We start from the raw sequence: 14,430 nt of genomic DNA, 5'->3' as shown, positions 1-14,430 counted from the left end.
CGGCGGCCACCCGCTGTCCGCCGCCGCGTCAGCTAGTCCGGCGCGCCACCGCGTTCGCCACGCCACTACGCGAAGGCGACTCCAGCTTCCCCAACAGCCGAGCCACATGCGCCTGCACCGTCCGCCGCGGCAGAGCCAGTTCCGTCGCGATGTCCGGGTTCGAGCGGCCGGCCGCGACGAGCGTCGCGATGCGGACCTCGATCGGGGAGAGCGCGTCCCAGCCGAAGCCCGGGCGGACGACGGAGAACCGCGAGCCCTGCCGGACACCCAGGTCCAGCAGACGTTTCTCGGCGCGTTGCAGGTCCCATCGCGCGGAAAGCGAGGTGTACAGCTCGGCGGCCTCGTCGAAGGCCGCGTGCGCGCCGACCATGTCGCCGGTCTGCGCGAGCAGCACCGCGGCGTCCTCCAGCGCGCTCGCCAGCTCCGGTTTCCGGCCCGCCCGGCGGAAGTGCTCCACGGTCTCCAGCACCGGCCCGGGGTCGCCGTCGATGAGGCCGCGGCACCACGCCGTGGCGGCGGTCGCGCGGGCCGGCTCGCGTTCCTTCGCCGACTCTTCCTCGCAGACGGCGAGCGCCCGCTGCGCGCGGTCGAGGTCGCCCGCGTCGAGCGAAAGCCGCACGAACATCGGCAACCACTGGTGGCGCAGCATCATCTGCGCGTACGTCGGGTTCAGGATCGGCTCGAGGATCGCCAGCGCCTGCTTGACGTCGCCGCGTTGCAGCTCCACGAGTGCGTGCGCCACCAACAGAAAGTCGAAGCTCTCCCGCTCGGCGCCCGTCGCCGGCGCGTACTCCTCGGCCGCGTCCAGGTGCGCCGCGGCCTGGCCCCGTTCACCGCGGCGAGCGGCGATCAGCGACGCGACGCCGTGCAGCAGCAGCGCGGCCGCACCCGGCTCGCGCAGGCCGTAGAACGTGATCGCCGGCCCGTCCTCGGTGACGGTGTCCAGCTCCACCAGCGCCTCGTCCCAGCGGCCCTCCCAGTACCGGTGCACGGCGACCGAAACCTGCAGCCCGATCGGCATCGAGTGCCGCAGCGCGATCTCGCCCGCGGCGCGCAGCGTCCGATCGGCCTCGCCGAGGCGGTCCAGGTTCTGCAGCGTGAAAACGCGGTTGTCCAGCAGGTCCAGGTGCAGATCGGCCAGCTCGTGCTCGTCGCCGACGGCGTCGATGGCCTGGTCGATGTGCTCCAGCGCGCTCGCGTGGTGGCGCCGCACGGAATCCACCAGCCACAGCGTCTGCAGCGCGTGCGCGGTCAGGTACCGGTCGCCGTGGGCGTCGGCGCGGGCGGCGTATGCCCTCGATTCGGCGAGGTCGAGGTCGTCCAGCCCGCCGCGGCGGAAGTTGGCCAGCAGGTGCCGGTGCCGGACGCGCCAGATCTCCGGCACCTCGGGGTCCTCGGACGCCTTGCCCAGCGTCTCCACGGCCAGCTCGACTTTGCCCTGCCGGAACCGGATGGCGGCGAGCAGGTGCCGTATCTCGGCGAGGTTCTCCGGGTCCTGGCACAGCTCGAGCGCCTGCTCGGCCAGCGTCTCCGGGCCGCGCTCCAGCCGGAACAGCACCTTCACCAGCGCGGTGATCAGCACCTCGCGTCGCGGATCGGTCGGCAGACAGGCGGCCAGCGCTCGTTCGAGCAGTTCGACGGCGATCAGCGGCGCGCGGTTGGACACGGCGGACTGGTTCTCCGCCAGCCAGTCGAGCACCCAGGGGTCCACTGTGGACGGCGCGGCCACGAGCTGCTCCGCGACCCGTTTCACCGGTGCGCCGATCCTCGCCAGCGCTTCGGCGGCCTGCCGGTGCAACGCGGCGCGTGTGCCCGAGAGCAGCCGGCTGTAAAGGGCCTGGCGCAGCAGGGGATGGCGGAACGCGAGCTGGGTGCCGGTGTCGATCAGCACGTTCGCGGCCACGCCCTCTTCCAAGGGGCCCAACAGGTCCGACGGCCGGATGCCGAGCACCGCCGCGATGTCGCCGACCGCGAACTCCATGCCCAGCAGCGCGCCCCAGCGCAGCACGTCCTGCGTCTCCGGCGGCAGGAAGTCGAGCCGCCGGTCGACCGCCGCCACCAGCGAGCGCGGGGTCTCGAACTCCGCCGGGTCGTCCACGTCGGCGCGCCCGTGGCCGACCTCGACCGCACCGGCGCGGACCAGGACGTCCACCATCTCCTTGACGTACAACGGATTCCCGGCGGCACGGGCGGCCAGCTCGCGCAGCCCGGGGCCGGGATCGGCGCCGAGCAGCTCCTCGATCAGCCGGGACACGTCGTCCGCGACGAGCGGGGCCAGGTCCAGCACCACGCCGTCACGCTGCTCGACCCCGCGGCGCAGCTGGGCCAGCTCCGCGCGGTCGGGGGCCGGGCGGGTGGCGGCGACCAGCAGCAGGGGCAGCTGCCGGGTGGCGGCGCAAAGCCGGTGCCACACCAGCACGCTCGACTCGTCGGCCCACTGGAGGTCGTCGATCACCAGCACCAGCGGGGCGGCCGCGCACAGCTCGTCGACCAGGGACAGCAGCCGGTCCACGGCGCCGAGCACCGGATCGCTGGTGCCCCAGGTGCGCCGGGCCGGCTGGTCGCCGGTCAGCTCCTTGGCCACGCGCGCCCGGCGCGGGTCCGGCGAGGCGGCGTCGATGGCCAGGCATTCCATGATCACCTGCAACGGGAACCGGATGCTCAGCTCGTCCGCGGCCACCCAGGCGACCTGCAGGCCCGAATCGGCCGCGTGCCCGAACGCGCTGGCGAGCAGCTCGGACTTGCCGATGCCGGGCTCGCCCTCGATCCAGACGGCGCGGCCCCGGCCGTCGTGCACCTCGTCGAGCAGCTCGGCCAGCCGCCGCGCCTCGACCTCGCGGCCGAACAGCGGGCCCTCGGCACCGCCGTGCATCGCGCGGCTGATCCGGGTCGGCAGCACGGACACCGGCGCCGGTTCGGGCTCCGGCTCGGCCGGGCGGGGCAGTTCCAGCGCGGGGTCCTGCGCGAGGATCCGTTGCTGCAGCTCACGAAGCTCGGCCCCGGGCTCGACGCCCAGCTCGGCGCGCAGCGTGGCGCGGGCTTCGCGGAAGACGTCCAGCGCGTCGGACGGCCGCCCGCTGCGGTAGAGCGCGAGCATCAGCGACTCCCGCAGCGGTTCGTGCAGCGGGTGCTCGCCGACGAGCACGGTCAGCTCCGCGATCAGGTCCTGGTGCCCGCCCAGCGCGAGCACGGCTTCGGCCCGGCGTTTGAGCGTGTCCAGCCTCAGCTCGGCGAGGTGTTTCCGGTGCCGCTCGGCGAATTCACCGGGGACGCCGGAGAGCGCTTCCCCGTTCCACAAGGCGAGCGCGGCGTCGAGCGCGGCCGCCGCCTGCTCGTGGTCGCCCTCGGCCGCGTACTGCTGGGCTTGTTCACGGTGCTGCTCGAACATCGCCGCGTCGAGCGCCTGCGGGCCGAGGTCGAGCGAGTAGCCCGCGGGCTCGGACACCAGCACGCTGGCCGCGGCCCACCGTGTCCGCTCCGGCTCCAGCGCGCGGCGGAGCCCGGAAACGTAGGTGTGCACGCTGCCCTCGACGCTGGCCGGCGGCGAGTCGCCCCACACCCCCGCGATGAGCTCCCCGCGGGGCACGGAACGCCCGGCGTTGACCGCCAGCATCGCGAAGATGGCACGCTGACGAGCGGGCCCGAGCTTGACCTCAGCTCGTCCGCGCCAGGCCCGCAAGGGACCGAGCACGTCCACCCGCAACCCGTTGTGCCCATCCCCTGGCATGTCGTTCCGTTCGACGTACCGTCCTGATTTCGGCGAGCCTACCGGGAGCGGATCACGTAACGGCAGCGCGCGACCCCGTCGATCCACAGTGTCCTGCGGACAGGTTGCCGATCGGGGCGGTCAGGGCGCTCACATGAGCGGAATCGGTGTGTGGTGGCCGTTTCTCCCAATTCGAATCCGCCGCTTTACTCGCCCGCGGCCCGCCGCACGGGGTTGGCCCGGCGGATCCCGAACGGCTGCATCCGCCCCTCGGCCCGCTTCACGTCCCAGACCGCGCCGAGCGTCGTGTAGCTCGTCAACGCCGTGCGGAACGCCGTCCGCGCCTCGTCCAGCCGCCCGCTCCCGGCGAGCAGGATCGCCGCGTCCTCGTTCGCCCGCGCGTGCTTCAGCACCCGCCCGGCCAGTTCGTAGTGCGCGGCCGCCCCGAGGATCGCGTCCGGGTCGGCGGTGACCAGACCACGGCAATGCGCCGCCGCGGCCGCGTGCGCGGGCGGCATGTCGGCGGTGTCGCCGGTGCCCATCATCCGCAGCGCCTGGTGCGCCCGTTGATCGCCGAGCTGCACGGCCAGCCGTGCCAGGTCCGGCAGCCACTGCTGCCGCGCCGACGGCGGGTAACCGGGGTCCAGCAACGGCGAGAGCGCCGCCAATGCCGCCTCCGGCCGTCCTTCCAGCTCCGCCAGCTGGGCCTCGGCCGCCAGCAGGTAGTCGCCGCCGTTGGGCTCCAGGTCGTTGGGCCAGTGCTGCCGGGAAGCCGCGTCCAGGTGGGCGCGCGCCTCCTCCGGCTCGTTGCGGTGCCCGGCGATCAACGCGCCGACGCCGTGCACCAGCAGTGCCGAGCCCGGGCTGCGCAGCACGTACGACGCCGTCTCCGCGCCGCCCTTGATCACCGTGTCCAGCTCGGCCAGCGCCTCGGGCCAGCGCCCGCGCCAGTAGTAGTGCACGGCGCCGGCCAGGTGCATTTCGCCGGGCACGGCGCGGATCGCGGCCAGGCGGCGGGCGGTGTCCAGCGGCTCGGCGGCGTCGTCGAGTCCGTCGAGGACACCCAGCTCGGACAGGTCCGGCTGGGACGTCTCGTCGGCGGCCAGCCGCTCGATCGTCACGCGCAGGGTTTCGTGGCGGCCGCGCCACATCTCCGGCACGTTCGGGTCGGCCAGCGTCCGCCGGACCTCTTCCGCGGCCTCGGCGAACTCGCCGCGCCGGTAGTAGATGTAGGCCAGGATCCAGCGCATTTCCGCGGCCTGCCTGCTGTCCTCGGTGCGCGCGACCACGGACCGCGCCTCCGCCTCGGGTTCGCGGCCGAGCCAGAACAGCAGCCGCGCCAGGGTGGCGGTGAGCGGCTCGCGTGCTTCGGCCGGGAGCGTGCCCTGCGTGACCACGTGCCGCAGCAGGTCCACCGCCATCCGCGGCGAGCCGGTGGCGACCGAGCCGATGTGCTCGAGCAGCCAGGCGGTCACCCAAGAGTCGATCTGCACCGGCGCCGCGGCGAGCTGCTCGGCCACCCGCTCCGGCGACGCGCCCGCGCCGTGGAACGCCTCGGCCAGCTGGCGGTGCAGCGCGACGCGCATCGCGGCCGGCGTCTTTTCGCAGAGCACCCGGCGCAGCAGCGGATGCCGGAACTTCAGGCGGTCGTCGGACTCGACGAGCACTCCGGCCGCGAGCGCCTCTTCGACGGCGCCGACCAGCGCCGTCGCCTGGCGCTCGGTGGCGATCGCGATGTCGGCGAGTGAGAACTCCTTACCCAGCAACGCCGCCCAGCGCAGCACGTCGCGTGTGCCGCTGGACAGGAAGCTGAGGTAGAGCGTCACGCGCGAGCCCAGCGGGGACGGGATGGAGCGGCAGCTGTTGCCGTCCACGATGGCCTGCGCGCCGTCCAGCAGGATCATCGAGTTCGACAGCAGCGTCTCGACGGTTTCCTTGGCGTAGCGCGGGTTTCCGGCGGCGTAGGAGATCAGGATCCGCAGCACCTGGCCTGGCGGGGCGCCGGTGAGGTCGGCCGAGAGGTCGCGGATGGCGCTCTCGGGCAGCGGGCCGAGCGCGAGCACGTCAGCGCCGTCGGCGGAAAGCTCGGCGCGCAGGCTGTCCAGCGCGGCGGGCCGCGGGATCGGCCGGCACGCGCCGATCAGCAGCAGCGGCAGCCGTCGCGTCTCGCGGCTCAGGTAGCGCCAGACGCGCAGCGTGGTTTCGTCGGCCCACTGGAGATCGTCGACCACGAGCACCAGCGGCTCGTCCGCGCACAGCTCGCGGACCAGCCCGAGCAGGCCCTCGACCGGGTCCTGGTCCGGGTTCTCCGCCAGCGCCACGGCCAGCTCGGCGCGCCGCAGGTCCGACGCCCGAGGGTGCACGCCCAGCGCGTCGAGCAACGGGCGCAGCGCGAACCGCTGGTCCAGCGCGTCGGCCGCGGCGAACAGCGGCTTGCAGCCGGCTTCCTGGGCCATGGCCAGGGTTTCGGCCAGCAGCGCGGTCTTCCCGATGCCCGGCTCGCCCTCGACCCAGACCGACCGGCCGAGCCCGCTCGGCAGCCCGGCGACGGCCTCGCGCACCAGCAGCGTCTCTTCGGTCCGGTCGAAGAACACGTCCGGGCGCGGGGGCAGGACCGGCACCGGGAACCGCGGCACGCGGGCGGGCGCAGGCGAGGGACGGGGCGTGGACGGCGGGGCGGCGGGCCGGGACTCGCCGTCGCGGATGCGCTCGTACAGCTCGCGCAGTGCCGGGCCGGGCTCGGTGCCGGACGCCTCGATCAGCCGGTCCCGCACGTCGGTGTAGACGGCGAGCGCCTCGGTGCGGCGGTCGCCGGCGTCCAGCGCGCGCATCAGCAGGCCGCGCAGCGTCTCCCGGAACGGGTGCTCCTGGGTGAGCGCGGTCAGCCCGGCGACCAGCTCGCCGTGACCGCCGTCGTTCAGGACCGCCAGCGCCCGCCGTTCGACGGTCGCCAGCCGCAGCTCTTCGAGGCGGGCGCGCTGCGCGTCGGCGAACGGCCCGGGCAGCCCGGACAGCGGGGTGCCGTGCCACAGCCCGAGCGCCTCGTCGAGCACCTGGCGGGCGGGCCGCAGCTCGTCGGCGGTGAGGTGGCGATGGGCTTTTTCGCGCAGGGCCTCGAAGTGGTGCACGTCGATGGTCTCGGACTCCACGCACAGCGAGTAGCCGGAGCCGATGGACGCGAGCAGCTGCGGGCCGGTGCCCCGGGCGCGGCCGGGCTCGAGCACCCGGCGCAGGCCGGAGATGTAGGTGTAGATGCTGCCCTGGGCGCTGGCCGGGGGAGCGTCGCCCCAGACCGCGTCGATCAGCTCCTCGCGCGACACCGTGCGGTTCGGCGACATGGCCAGCACGGCGAAGACCGTGCGCCGGTGGGCGGAGCCGAGGTCGAGCTCGGTGTCCCCTCGCCAGGCCTTTACCGGGCCGAGCAGCTGGACCCTCGGCGCGGTGAAGCCTGGCCCCGCGCCGTCCGCTGCCGACATGGGTCTCCCTTCACGCGCTGACGGATCGTCACACGCCGGATGCCAGTGGTGAGCTTACGCCCGAAACGGTGACGCGGCGGCCCTGGGGAGGGTTGCTCGCCCGGTCCGGTTTCCCGATTGTCGGGCCCGCGCGTTTCAGCCATCCGGCCCAGCGGCGAACGGCAGGAAAACTCACCCAGGCCCCGGCCGGGGGCCCGGCAGGCAATGATCACCGAAATTCGGGCATAGCACCAGGGGGTTCGGTACCGCCGGCTCCGGTCGTTGGATCACCCTCGGTGGTGCCTCGCCTGCCGATCGCAGGCGGGCTGGGGATGTGGCGAGGAGAGGCATGCAGGACACAGCGGGGCAGTTCGCCCGGGCGATCGAATCCGCCAACGCGCACTTGCGCCAGGTCAACACCGAGATGGCCGTTTTGCAGACGTCTTGGCGGGGCGAGGCCTCCGTCCGCTTCGGCCAGGCCATGAACGAATGGGAACAACAGTTCGACGTGATCGTCGGCCGCTTGGAGGACCTGATGGCGGCCACCGCCGGCGCGAGGTCCACGGCCGGAAACCGAACCGGCGGCCCGAGCGGAACCTGAACATGACGGGCGGCGGTTCCGACTTCAGCCACGCCGACGACATCCTGGACCGGATGGGCGCCACCACCGGCGGCCTCCGCGCCGTGATGGCGGAGCTGGAGTCCACTGTGGAACAGGACCTGGCCGCGTGGCCGGCGGAGGCCCGGGCGCGCTACAACGCGGCGAAACAGGAGTGGACCGAGGCACTGGCCCGGATGCCGGAGTGCCTGGACCGGGCGCGGGACGCGTTCGAGGAGATCGCGGACAGCTCCGGCCCCGGCGCGGGTCCGGGCACCAGGTCGGAAACCGGGCGGCCGGGTACTGAGCCAGGTCTCGGATAGCCCTGGGCGCCGGGTCCGGGAGACGAACGGTCGGGCTCTGGGCGGCCGGGTACTGAGCCAGGTCTCGGACAGCCCGGGGGCGCCGCGCTGGGTCCAGGCGGCGGCAGCCGAGAACCTCGGCTGCCGCACCGAGGCTGGGTGGCCGCCGGGAGGTTGGCACTGGCCGGTCGGAAGCTGGGCCGGGCTCGGGTGGCGGGCAGTGGAGCACCGGGCCGCGGGGCGCGGGACCGGGTGTCGGGCGGCCGGTGCTGGGCCGGGTGCCAGCCGGCCGGGCGCGCTGCGCCGGGTCCGGAGAGCCGGAGCGCGGCGCCGGGGTCGCTCGGCCGGTCCGTGAAGGCGGTCAAGAAGGCGTCGTGAAGTCCGCTGACCTGGGCTGACAGCCACGTTCTTCACAAACTCTGCGGGCCGTGGAGATTCGCGGGGAGAAAACGTGAAGTCGCGCACGCGAGACTGACTGCCGTCAACGTGGAGTGGTGGTAGGAGTACTCGTGAAGCTCGTCAAAGTCGCTGTTCTCGCCTCGGACCCGATCACCAAGGCCGGCGCCGCGAGTCTGCTGGGGACCCGCGCCGAGCTGCAGGTACTGCCCGAGGACTCGGCCGCGCAGGCCGACGTCGTCCTCGTGATGGAGGAGCACGTCACCGATCGGGTGCTCGCGCGGGTGAAGGAGCTGGGCCGCGAGTCCGAGCACCTGGCGGGCCCGGACCTGGTGATCGTCGCCGACCACTTCCGCGAGAGTGACCTCATGACGGCCATCGAGTGCGGCATCGTGGCGATCCTGCCCCGCCGCGAAACCGGCGGCGCCGAGCTGGTCGCCGCGGTGCTCGCCGCGGGCGACGGCACGGCCACCCTGCCGCCGCGCCTGCAGGGCGCCCTGCTCGGCCAGGTGCAGCGCATGCGCCGCGACGTCCTCGAGCCCAACGGCCTCACCCTCTCCGGCCTGGCCGCCCGCGAGTGCGACGTCCTCCGCCTCGTCGCCGAGGGCTTCGGCACCGAGGAGATCGCCGCCAAGCTCTGCTACTCCGAACGCACCGTGAAGAACGTCCTCTACGGCCTGATGACCCGCTGCGGCCTGAACAACCGCGCCCACGCCGTCGCGTACGCCCTGCGCGCCGGCGCCATCTGAGACTTCCCCTCCGAGCCTCCCATCTGGAGGCTCTCCGGCCCGGGGCGGCGGCAGGCGCGGAGCCGCCGCCCCGTTATCCGGGCCGGTGCTTTGCGGCTCGGATAACGGCCTTCGCGCACCGCCGCCCTCCGCGCACGGGCCGCGGACCGGTGCCGCGTTCTGAGCACCAGATGCGGAACCTCGCCGCCCTCTTTGCACTAGACGCAGAGCCCTCGGCCAGACGCGGAGTCCCGCGCGTTCTGCGCGTCAGACGCAGAGCCCTGCCGCCCTCTTGCGCCAGATGCAGAGCCTGCCGCTGCCGAGCACCAGACGCAGAAAGCACCGAGCACCAGACGCGGAGCACTGCCGCTTTTCTGCGCGTCAGACGCAGAGCCCGCCGCACTCTTTGCGGCGCTGCAGCCTTCCGATCACCAGACGGGAGCCCTGCGCTTTCTGAGCACCGGATGCAGAGCCCCGCCACCCTCCTTGTGCGAGGCGTAGAGCGCCGCAGCCTTCTGATCACCAGGCGGGAGCGCTGCCGTCTTCTGTGCGTCAGACGCGGAGCCCGCCGCCACCAGACGCAAAGAAGCCCCTCCCGGCCGGGAGGGGCTTCTTTGCGTGGTGCTTGATCAGGATGCGGGCTTGCCCGCAGTCGGGGAGAGCGGCTTGCCCGAGTTGTTGCCGCCCTGGCTTCCGGAGCCCTCGTTGCCGGAGTTGGCTTCGCTGGCCGAATTGCCGGGGGTCTTGCCGTTGCCGGGGGACGGCTTCGGCTTGGGGGCGTTGGACTTCATGAGCGGGTTGCCCGCCGCGGGCTTGACCGTCGGCGTGCCCGGGGTGGTCGGCGAGTCGGTCGATCCCGTTGACGGCTTGGGCTTCGGTGCCGTCGAAGGGGCCGGGGAGGCAGCAGGGGCCGAAGCAGCCGCACTGCCCTTGGACGCACCGCCGTTGGACGCGGCGTTGCCATTGGCACCCGCACCCGCGCCGGCAGCGGCCGGGGCGGTGCCGTTGGACGTGCCGCGGTTGGCCGCAGTGCCGCCGTTCGCGCCAGCGCCGGCCGAGGTGCCGCCGTTGGATGCGCCGCGATTGGCGGCACCGGCACCGGCCGGGGCACCGCCATTGGACGCGCCCCGGTTGGCCGCAGCCCCGCCATTGGCGCTCGCGCCCGCAGGGCCGCCGTTGGACGTAGGCGCAGAAGCACCGGCCGTCGGAGAAGGACGGCCCGCAGCCGAGCCGGAAGACCCACCGTTGCCCGAAGGAGCATCGTCGCCGCCGACCAGTTTGGAGGCGGACGGGATGACGGACTCGGCGGGCAGGGCGGCCAGGAGTCCTTCGCTGCGGCCGAGGACCTCGTCGGCCATCGCGAGGTTCTTGCGGGCCTGCTCGCGGATTTCGGCGAGACGCTCGACCTTGCGGGTGGCCGCGGTGGTGCGCTGCGCGGCCTGCGTGGTGGCCTCGTCGAGGCGGCGCTTGGCTTCCGTGGTGGCCTCGTCGACGCGGCGCTTGGCCTCGGCCGTCGCCTCCGCGATGCGGCGCTCGGCCTGGTTCTTGCTCGCCGTGCGCTGGTCGGCGATGAGCTTTTCGTGCGCGCTGCGCTCCGCGGTGATCTTGCCGTCGAAGTCGCGCTCGATCTTGCGGCGCTTGCGCTCCGCCTCGTTGTCGAGCAGTTCCCGGCGCTGTGCCGCCTCGACGGTCAGCCGCTGCACCTCCGCGCGCGTCTCCTTCAGAGCCTCTTCGTGCTCCGAGTGCAGCGCTTCGGCCTGCTTGTCCAGCTCGGCCACGAGCCGCGTGTAGCGCTCGCGCAGCTTCGTCGACGCCTCGGTGGACGAAGCCCAATGCTTCTCCGCCGCCACCTGCGCACGCTTCGTGATCTCCTCCGCGCGCGCCTGCGCGAGCTGGACGGTGCGCTGCATCCGCTCGTCCAGGTCCTCGAGCCGCTCCGGCGGCTTCATCAGCTCCTCGACGCGGCCCTGCAGCTTCGTCACCTCGCCGCGGGCGGACTCCAGTTCACGCGCGAGCGTGTTTACCTGCGCCGCCGCCGCGTCGCGATCACTCAGCAGCCGGCGCAGCTGCGCCTCCAGATGATCGAGGTACTGACGCACCTCGTTGCGATCGAAGCCGCGCCAGGCTTCGGTGTACTCACGCCGCACGGGCAGGAGGCCGTTGTCTCGCTCGGGAACCATGCGCCCGACCGTACCCGCGCACATTGTGTCGCCGCCGTCAGGACTGGTGATTCACCGCCACGTGTCGGGCCCTACCTGGTGATCGTCCCCTGAACGGCCTCACCCCCGCAGACCCTCCGTGACTACCAGTGGAAGCCGCGCGACAACCGGGCCAGCGTCATCGCGGCCTTCGACAGGTGTTTCTCGCCACGGCCGATCTTGAGCTGTCCCGAGCCGCCGGCCGCCGTGGAGTCCGGGAAGATCCGGAAACCCTGGTACGCGATCGCGTCGGTGAGGCCCGGCGTGAGCGTGTACGCGAGCCCGATCGCCTGCCCCGCCGGGGTCCCGATGTGCTTCGGGCGCTCCAGCAGTGCCTTCATCACCATGTTGGCCGCCTGCTCCGGCGACTTCGTGGGGAAGGCGTCGTAGATCTTCGTCGGCCGGATCATCGGCGTGCGCACCAGCGGCATGTGGATGGTGGTGAACGTGATCCCGTCACCGTGCGTCTCGGTGGCCGCGATGCGGGAGAAGTAGTCCAGCGCGGCCTTCGACGCGGCGTACGCGGAGAACCGCGGCGCGATGCCCTGCACGCCGATCGACGACACGTTCACGATGTGCCCGAACTTCCGCTCGGACATGTGCGGCAGCACGGCGAGGATCAGCCGCACCGCGCCGAAGTAGTTGATCGCCATCGCGCGCTCGTAGTCGTGCATCCGGTCGTACGACAGCTTGATCGACCGGCGGATCGAGCGGCCCGCGTTGTTCACCAGCATGTCGATCCGGCCGTGCTCGGCCAGCATCGCGTCCACGGCCTTGTGCACCGAGTCCTCGTCGGTCAGGTCCGCCGGGTACACCGACGCCGTGCCGCCGGCGGCGATGATCTCGTCGCGCACCTCTTCCAGCTCGTGCTGCCGCCGCGCCACGAGCAACGGCACGCCGCCCGCTTCCGCGACCTTCAGCGCCGTCGCGCGCCCGATGCCCGAAGACGCGCCGGTGATGATCACGCGCCGCCCGTCGAGTTCGCCGCGCGGGCCGTGCTTGCGCGCGCGGAACGGGTCGAGGTGCTCGCGCCAGTACCGCCACAGCGTGGCCGCGTAGTCCTCGAGCCGTGGCACCTCGACGCCGGTGCCGGCCAGCGCCTTGCGCGTCTCGGCCGAAGCGAACACCGACGGGAAGGCCATCGTCTCCAGCAGCACCGGCGGGATGCCGAGGCGCTCCATCACCGCGTCACGCGCGATGGTGAAGCCGGGGATGTGCTCGCTGAGCTTCACCAGCCCGACGATGCCCTTGGACACGCGGTCGCCCAGCTGCGCGGTGATCGTCGGCGCGCCCGCGGCCCGGGCGAAGGCGTTGTAGACGGAGACGACCGGCTGCGGCTCCGGGTTCACCAGGTGGAAGGCGCGCCCGTCGAGGCCGTCGGTGGTCACCAGCTCCAGCAGCGCCTTCGCGACGTAGTCGACCGGCACGACGTTGGTGTCGCCGAGGTCCGGCCCGACGATCGGCACGTCCGGCAGCCCGGCCAGCCTGCTGATCGCGGGGAACAGGTAGTACGGGCCGTCGATCTTGTCCATCTCGCCGGTCTGGGAGTTGCCGACGACCACCGCGGGCCGGTACACCCGCCACGGCACCTCGTGCTGCTCGCGCACCAGCTTCTCGGCCTCGAACTTGGTGCGGTGGTATGGCGTGACCAGCCGCTGCCCGACGTCGAACATGTCCTCGGTGAACAGGCCCTCGTGGTCACCGGCGACGGCGACCGACGAGACGTGGTGCAGGCAGCCCGCGCCCAGGTCCGCGGCCAGGTCGACGACGTGCTGCGTACCGTCCACATTGGCCTTGATGCTGGCGTCGTCGTCGGCGGTGAGGTCGTAGAGCGCGGCCAGGTGCACCACGTGGTCGACGCCGCGCAGGCTTTCGCGGTCCTCGGCCGAGACGCCGAGCAGCGGCTCGGACAGGTCGCCGGTCACCAGGGTGACGCGCTCGGCGTGCGGCCACCCGTCGACGAGCGCGGAGAGCCGCTCCCGCGAGGAGGCGCGCACCACCAGCGCGACGCGTTCGGCGTCCGGCCGCGCGAGCAGCAGCCGGGTGAACTGGCGGCCGATCAGCCCGGTCGCGCCTGTCACCAAGAACGTCGCCATCTGTCTCACCCTCCGCCGTGCACCGCTGGACCCTTGCGCATTCTGCTGCATGGAGGCCGTGCTGACCACAGCCCGCCCCGGGCATGTTACTCGCAAGTAACTTAGCGCTTCGCGGAGGGTCCGCAGGTCGGAGCCCGGTTTTCTGCCCCGGCGGGTCCCGATGAGCGGTACGAACGGGCCGTTCGCGACCGCGTCCGACGGTGCGAAAGTCCCCCTCGCGCCAAAAGGAGGAGGATCAGACCGGGTCGGCGATCACCACGCGGTTCTCTTCGTAGCCGTCGCTGCCGCCGACCCAGCGTCCGCCGCAGGTGACCAGGACGACGCGGTGCGCGCCGGCTTGGCCGAACAGGTCGTCGGCGCGCGCGGCGAGATCGTCCTTGTGCACCGTGACCAGCTGGGAGATCCGGTACTGCGCGGTCTTGCCCGCACTGTCCACAATGGTCACCACGCCGCCGATGCGCTCGTTCCACAGCTCGGCGAACGGCCCGGTCGCCCCGCGCCAGTTCACGTGCCCGGCGAACACGCTCGCCCCGCTGACCGCGTCCAGCGCGGCGCCCCACCAGGCGGCCTGGCCGATGTTCGACGGCACCGGCAGCGTGTTGCCGGGGCCGAGGCCCTGGCGCACCATCGCCGCCGTGCCGCCGCCGGGCAGCCGGATCGTGCCCGGCTTCTGCGGGCCGGGTGCCGGGGGCTGCCGGTTCTCCGCGGGCGCGGCCGGCGGCGGTGCGGAGGACGACGCCGGTGCCGGGCTCGGCGACGGCACCGCCGGCGGCGTCGGAGAGCCCTTGCGCGCCGCGAGGGCGGCGGGGGCCGGCTGTGCGCTGCCGGCCACCACCGCCGTCGGGGGTGCGCTGATCACGACGGTCACGAGTTCCACCGCGAGCACACTCGCCGCGCCGAGGACAAAACCGGCGATCAACCGGCCCTTCGCTGCCATACCCCTACCGCTCT

7 protein-coding genes and 1 pseudogene are annotated in these 14,430 nt (G+C 73.0%); 3 read left to right on the top strand and 5 right to left on the bottom strand.

The features are described 5' to 3' along the window. Positions 1-28 precede the first annotated feature (28 nt). Both OG371_RS08370 and OG371_RS08365 read right to left on the bottom strand, forming a co-directional pair. On the bottom strand, positions 29-3,727 hold the full coding sequence (locus OG371_RS08370) for a BTAD domain-containing putative transcriptional regulator (protein WP_329067249.1): 3,699 nt from the start codon (positions 3,725-3,727) through the stop codon (positions 29-31). A 185-nt stretch (positions 3,728-3,912) separates the two neighbouring features. Beyond that, complete coding sequence (locus tag OG371_RS08365; RefSeq protein WP_329067247.1) at positions 3,913-7,182, bottom strand: BTAD domain-containing putative transcriptional regulator; 3,270 nt, start codon at positions 7,180-7,182, stop codon at positions 3,913-3,915. Positions 7,183-7,510: 328 nt separating this feature from the next. On the opposite strand from OG371_RS08365, the gene OG371_RS08360 reads away from it, so the two are divergent. The 3 genes from OG371_RS08360 (at position 7,511) to OG371_RS08350 (ending at position 9,206) form a co-directional block, all read left to right on the top strand. Beyond that, positions 7,511-7,762, top strand: coding sequence for a WXG100 family type VII secretion target (locus OG371_RS08360; RefSeq protein ID WP_329067245.1), 252 nt, complete (start codon positions 7,511-7,513; stop codon positions 7,760-7,762). A 2-nt stretch (positions 7,763-7,764) separates the two neighbouring features. Then, on the top strand, positions 7,765-8,082 hold the full coding sequence (locus OG371_RS08355; RefSeq protein ID WP_329067243.1) for a WXG100 family type VII secretion target: 318 nt from the start codon (positions 7,765-7,767) through the stop codon (positions 8,080-8,082). A 488-nt stretch (positions 8,083-8,570) separates the two neighbouring features. Further along, positions 8,571-9,206, top strand: a complete 636-nt coding sequence (locus tag OG371_RS08350; protein ID WP_091612199.1) for a helix-turn-helix transcriptional regulator — start codon at positions 8,571-8,573, stop codon at positions 9,204-9,206. 1,237 nt (positions 9,207-10,443) lie between these two features. Here the strand turns inward: OG371_RS08350 and OG371_RS08345 are convergent. The 3 genes and pseudogenes from OG371_RS08345 to OG371_RS08335 form a co-directional block, all read right to left on the bottom strand. Then, positions 10,444-11,365 (bottom strand): annotated as a pseudogene (locus OG371_RS08345) (cell division protein DivIVA); the annotation flags it as partial. A gap of 122 nt (positions 11,366-11,487) precedes the next feature. Then, positions 11,488-13,479, bottom strand: coding sequence for an SDR family oxidoreductase (locus OG371_RS08340; protein ID WP_329067239.1), 1,992 nt, complete (start codon positions 13,477-13,479; stop codon positions 11,488-11,490). Positions 13,480-13,714: 235 nt separating this feature from the next. Continuing rightward, a complete protein-coding gene (locus tag OG371_RS08335) occupies positions 13,715-14,416 on the bottom strand; it encodes a class F sortase (RefSeq protein ID WP_329067238.1) in 702 nt (233 codons plus the stop codon). Between the last annotated feature and the right edge of the window lie 14 nt (positions 14,417-14,430).

Source organism: Amycolatopsis sp. NBC_01480 (assembly GCF_036227205.1).
GTDB lineage: Bacteria > Actinomycetota > Actinomycetes > Mycobacteriales > Pseudonocardiaceae > Amycolatopsis.
The sequence above is the reverse complement of the archived record's forward strand: the minus strand, read 5'-3'. Positions and strand labels throughout refer to the sequence as shown.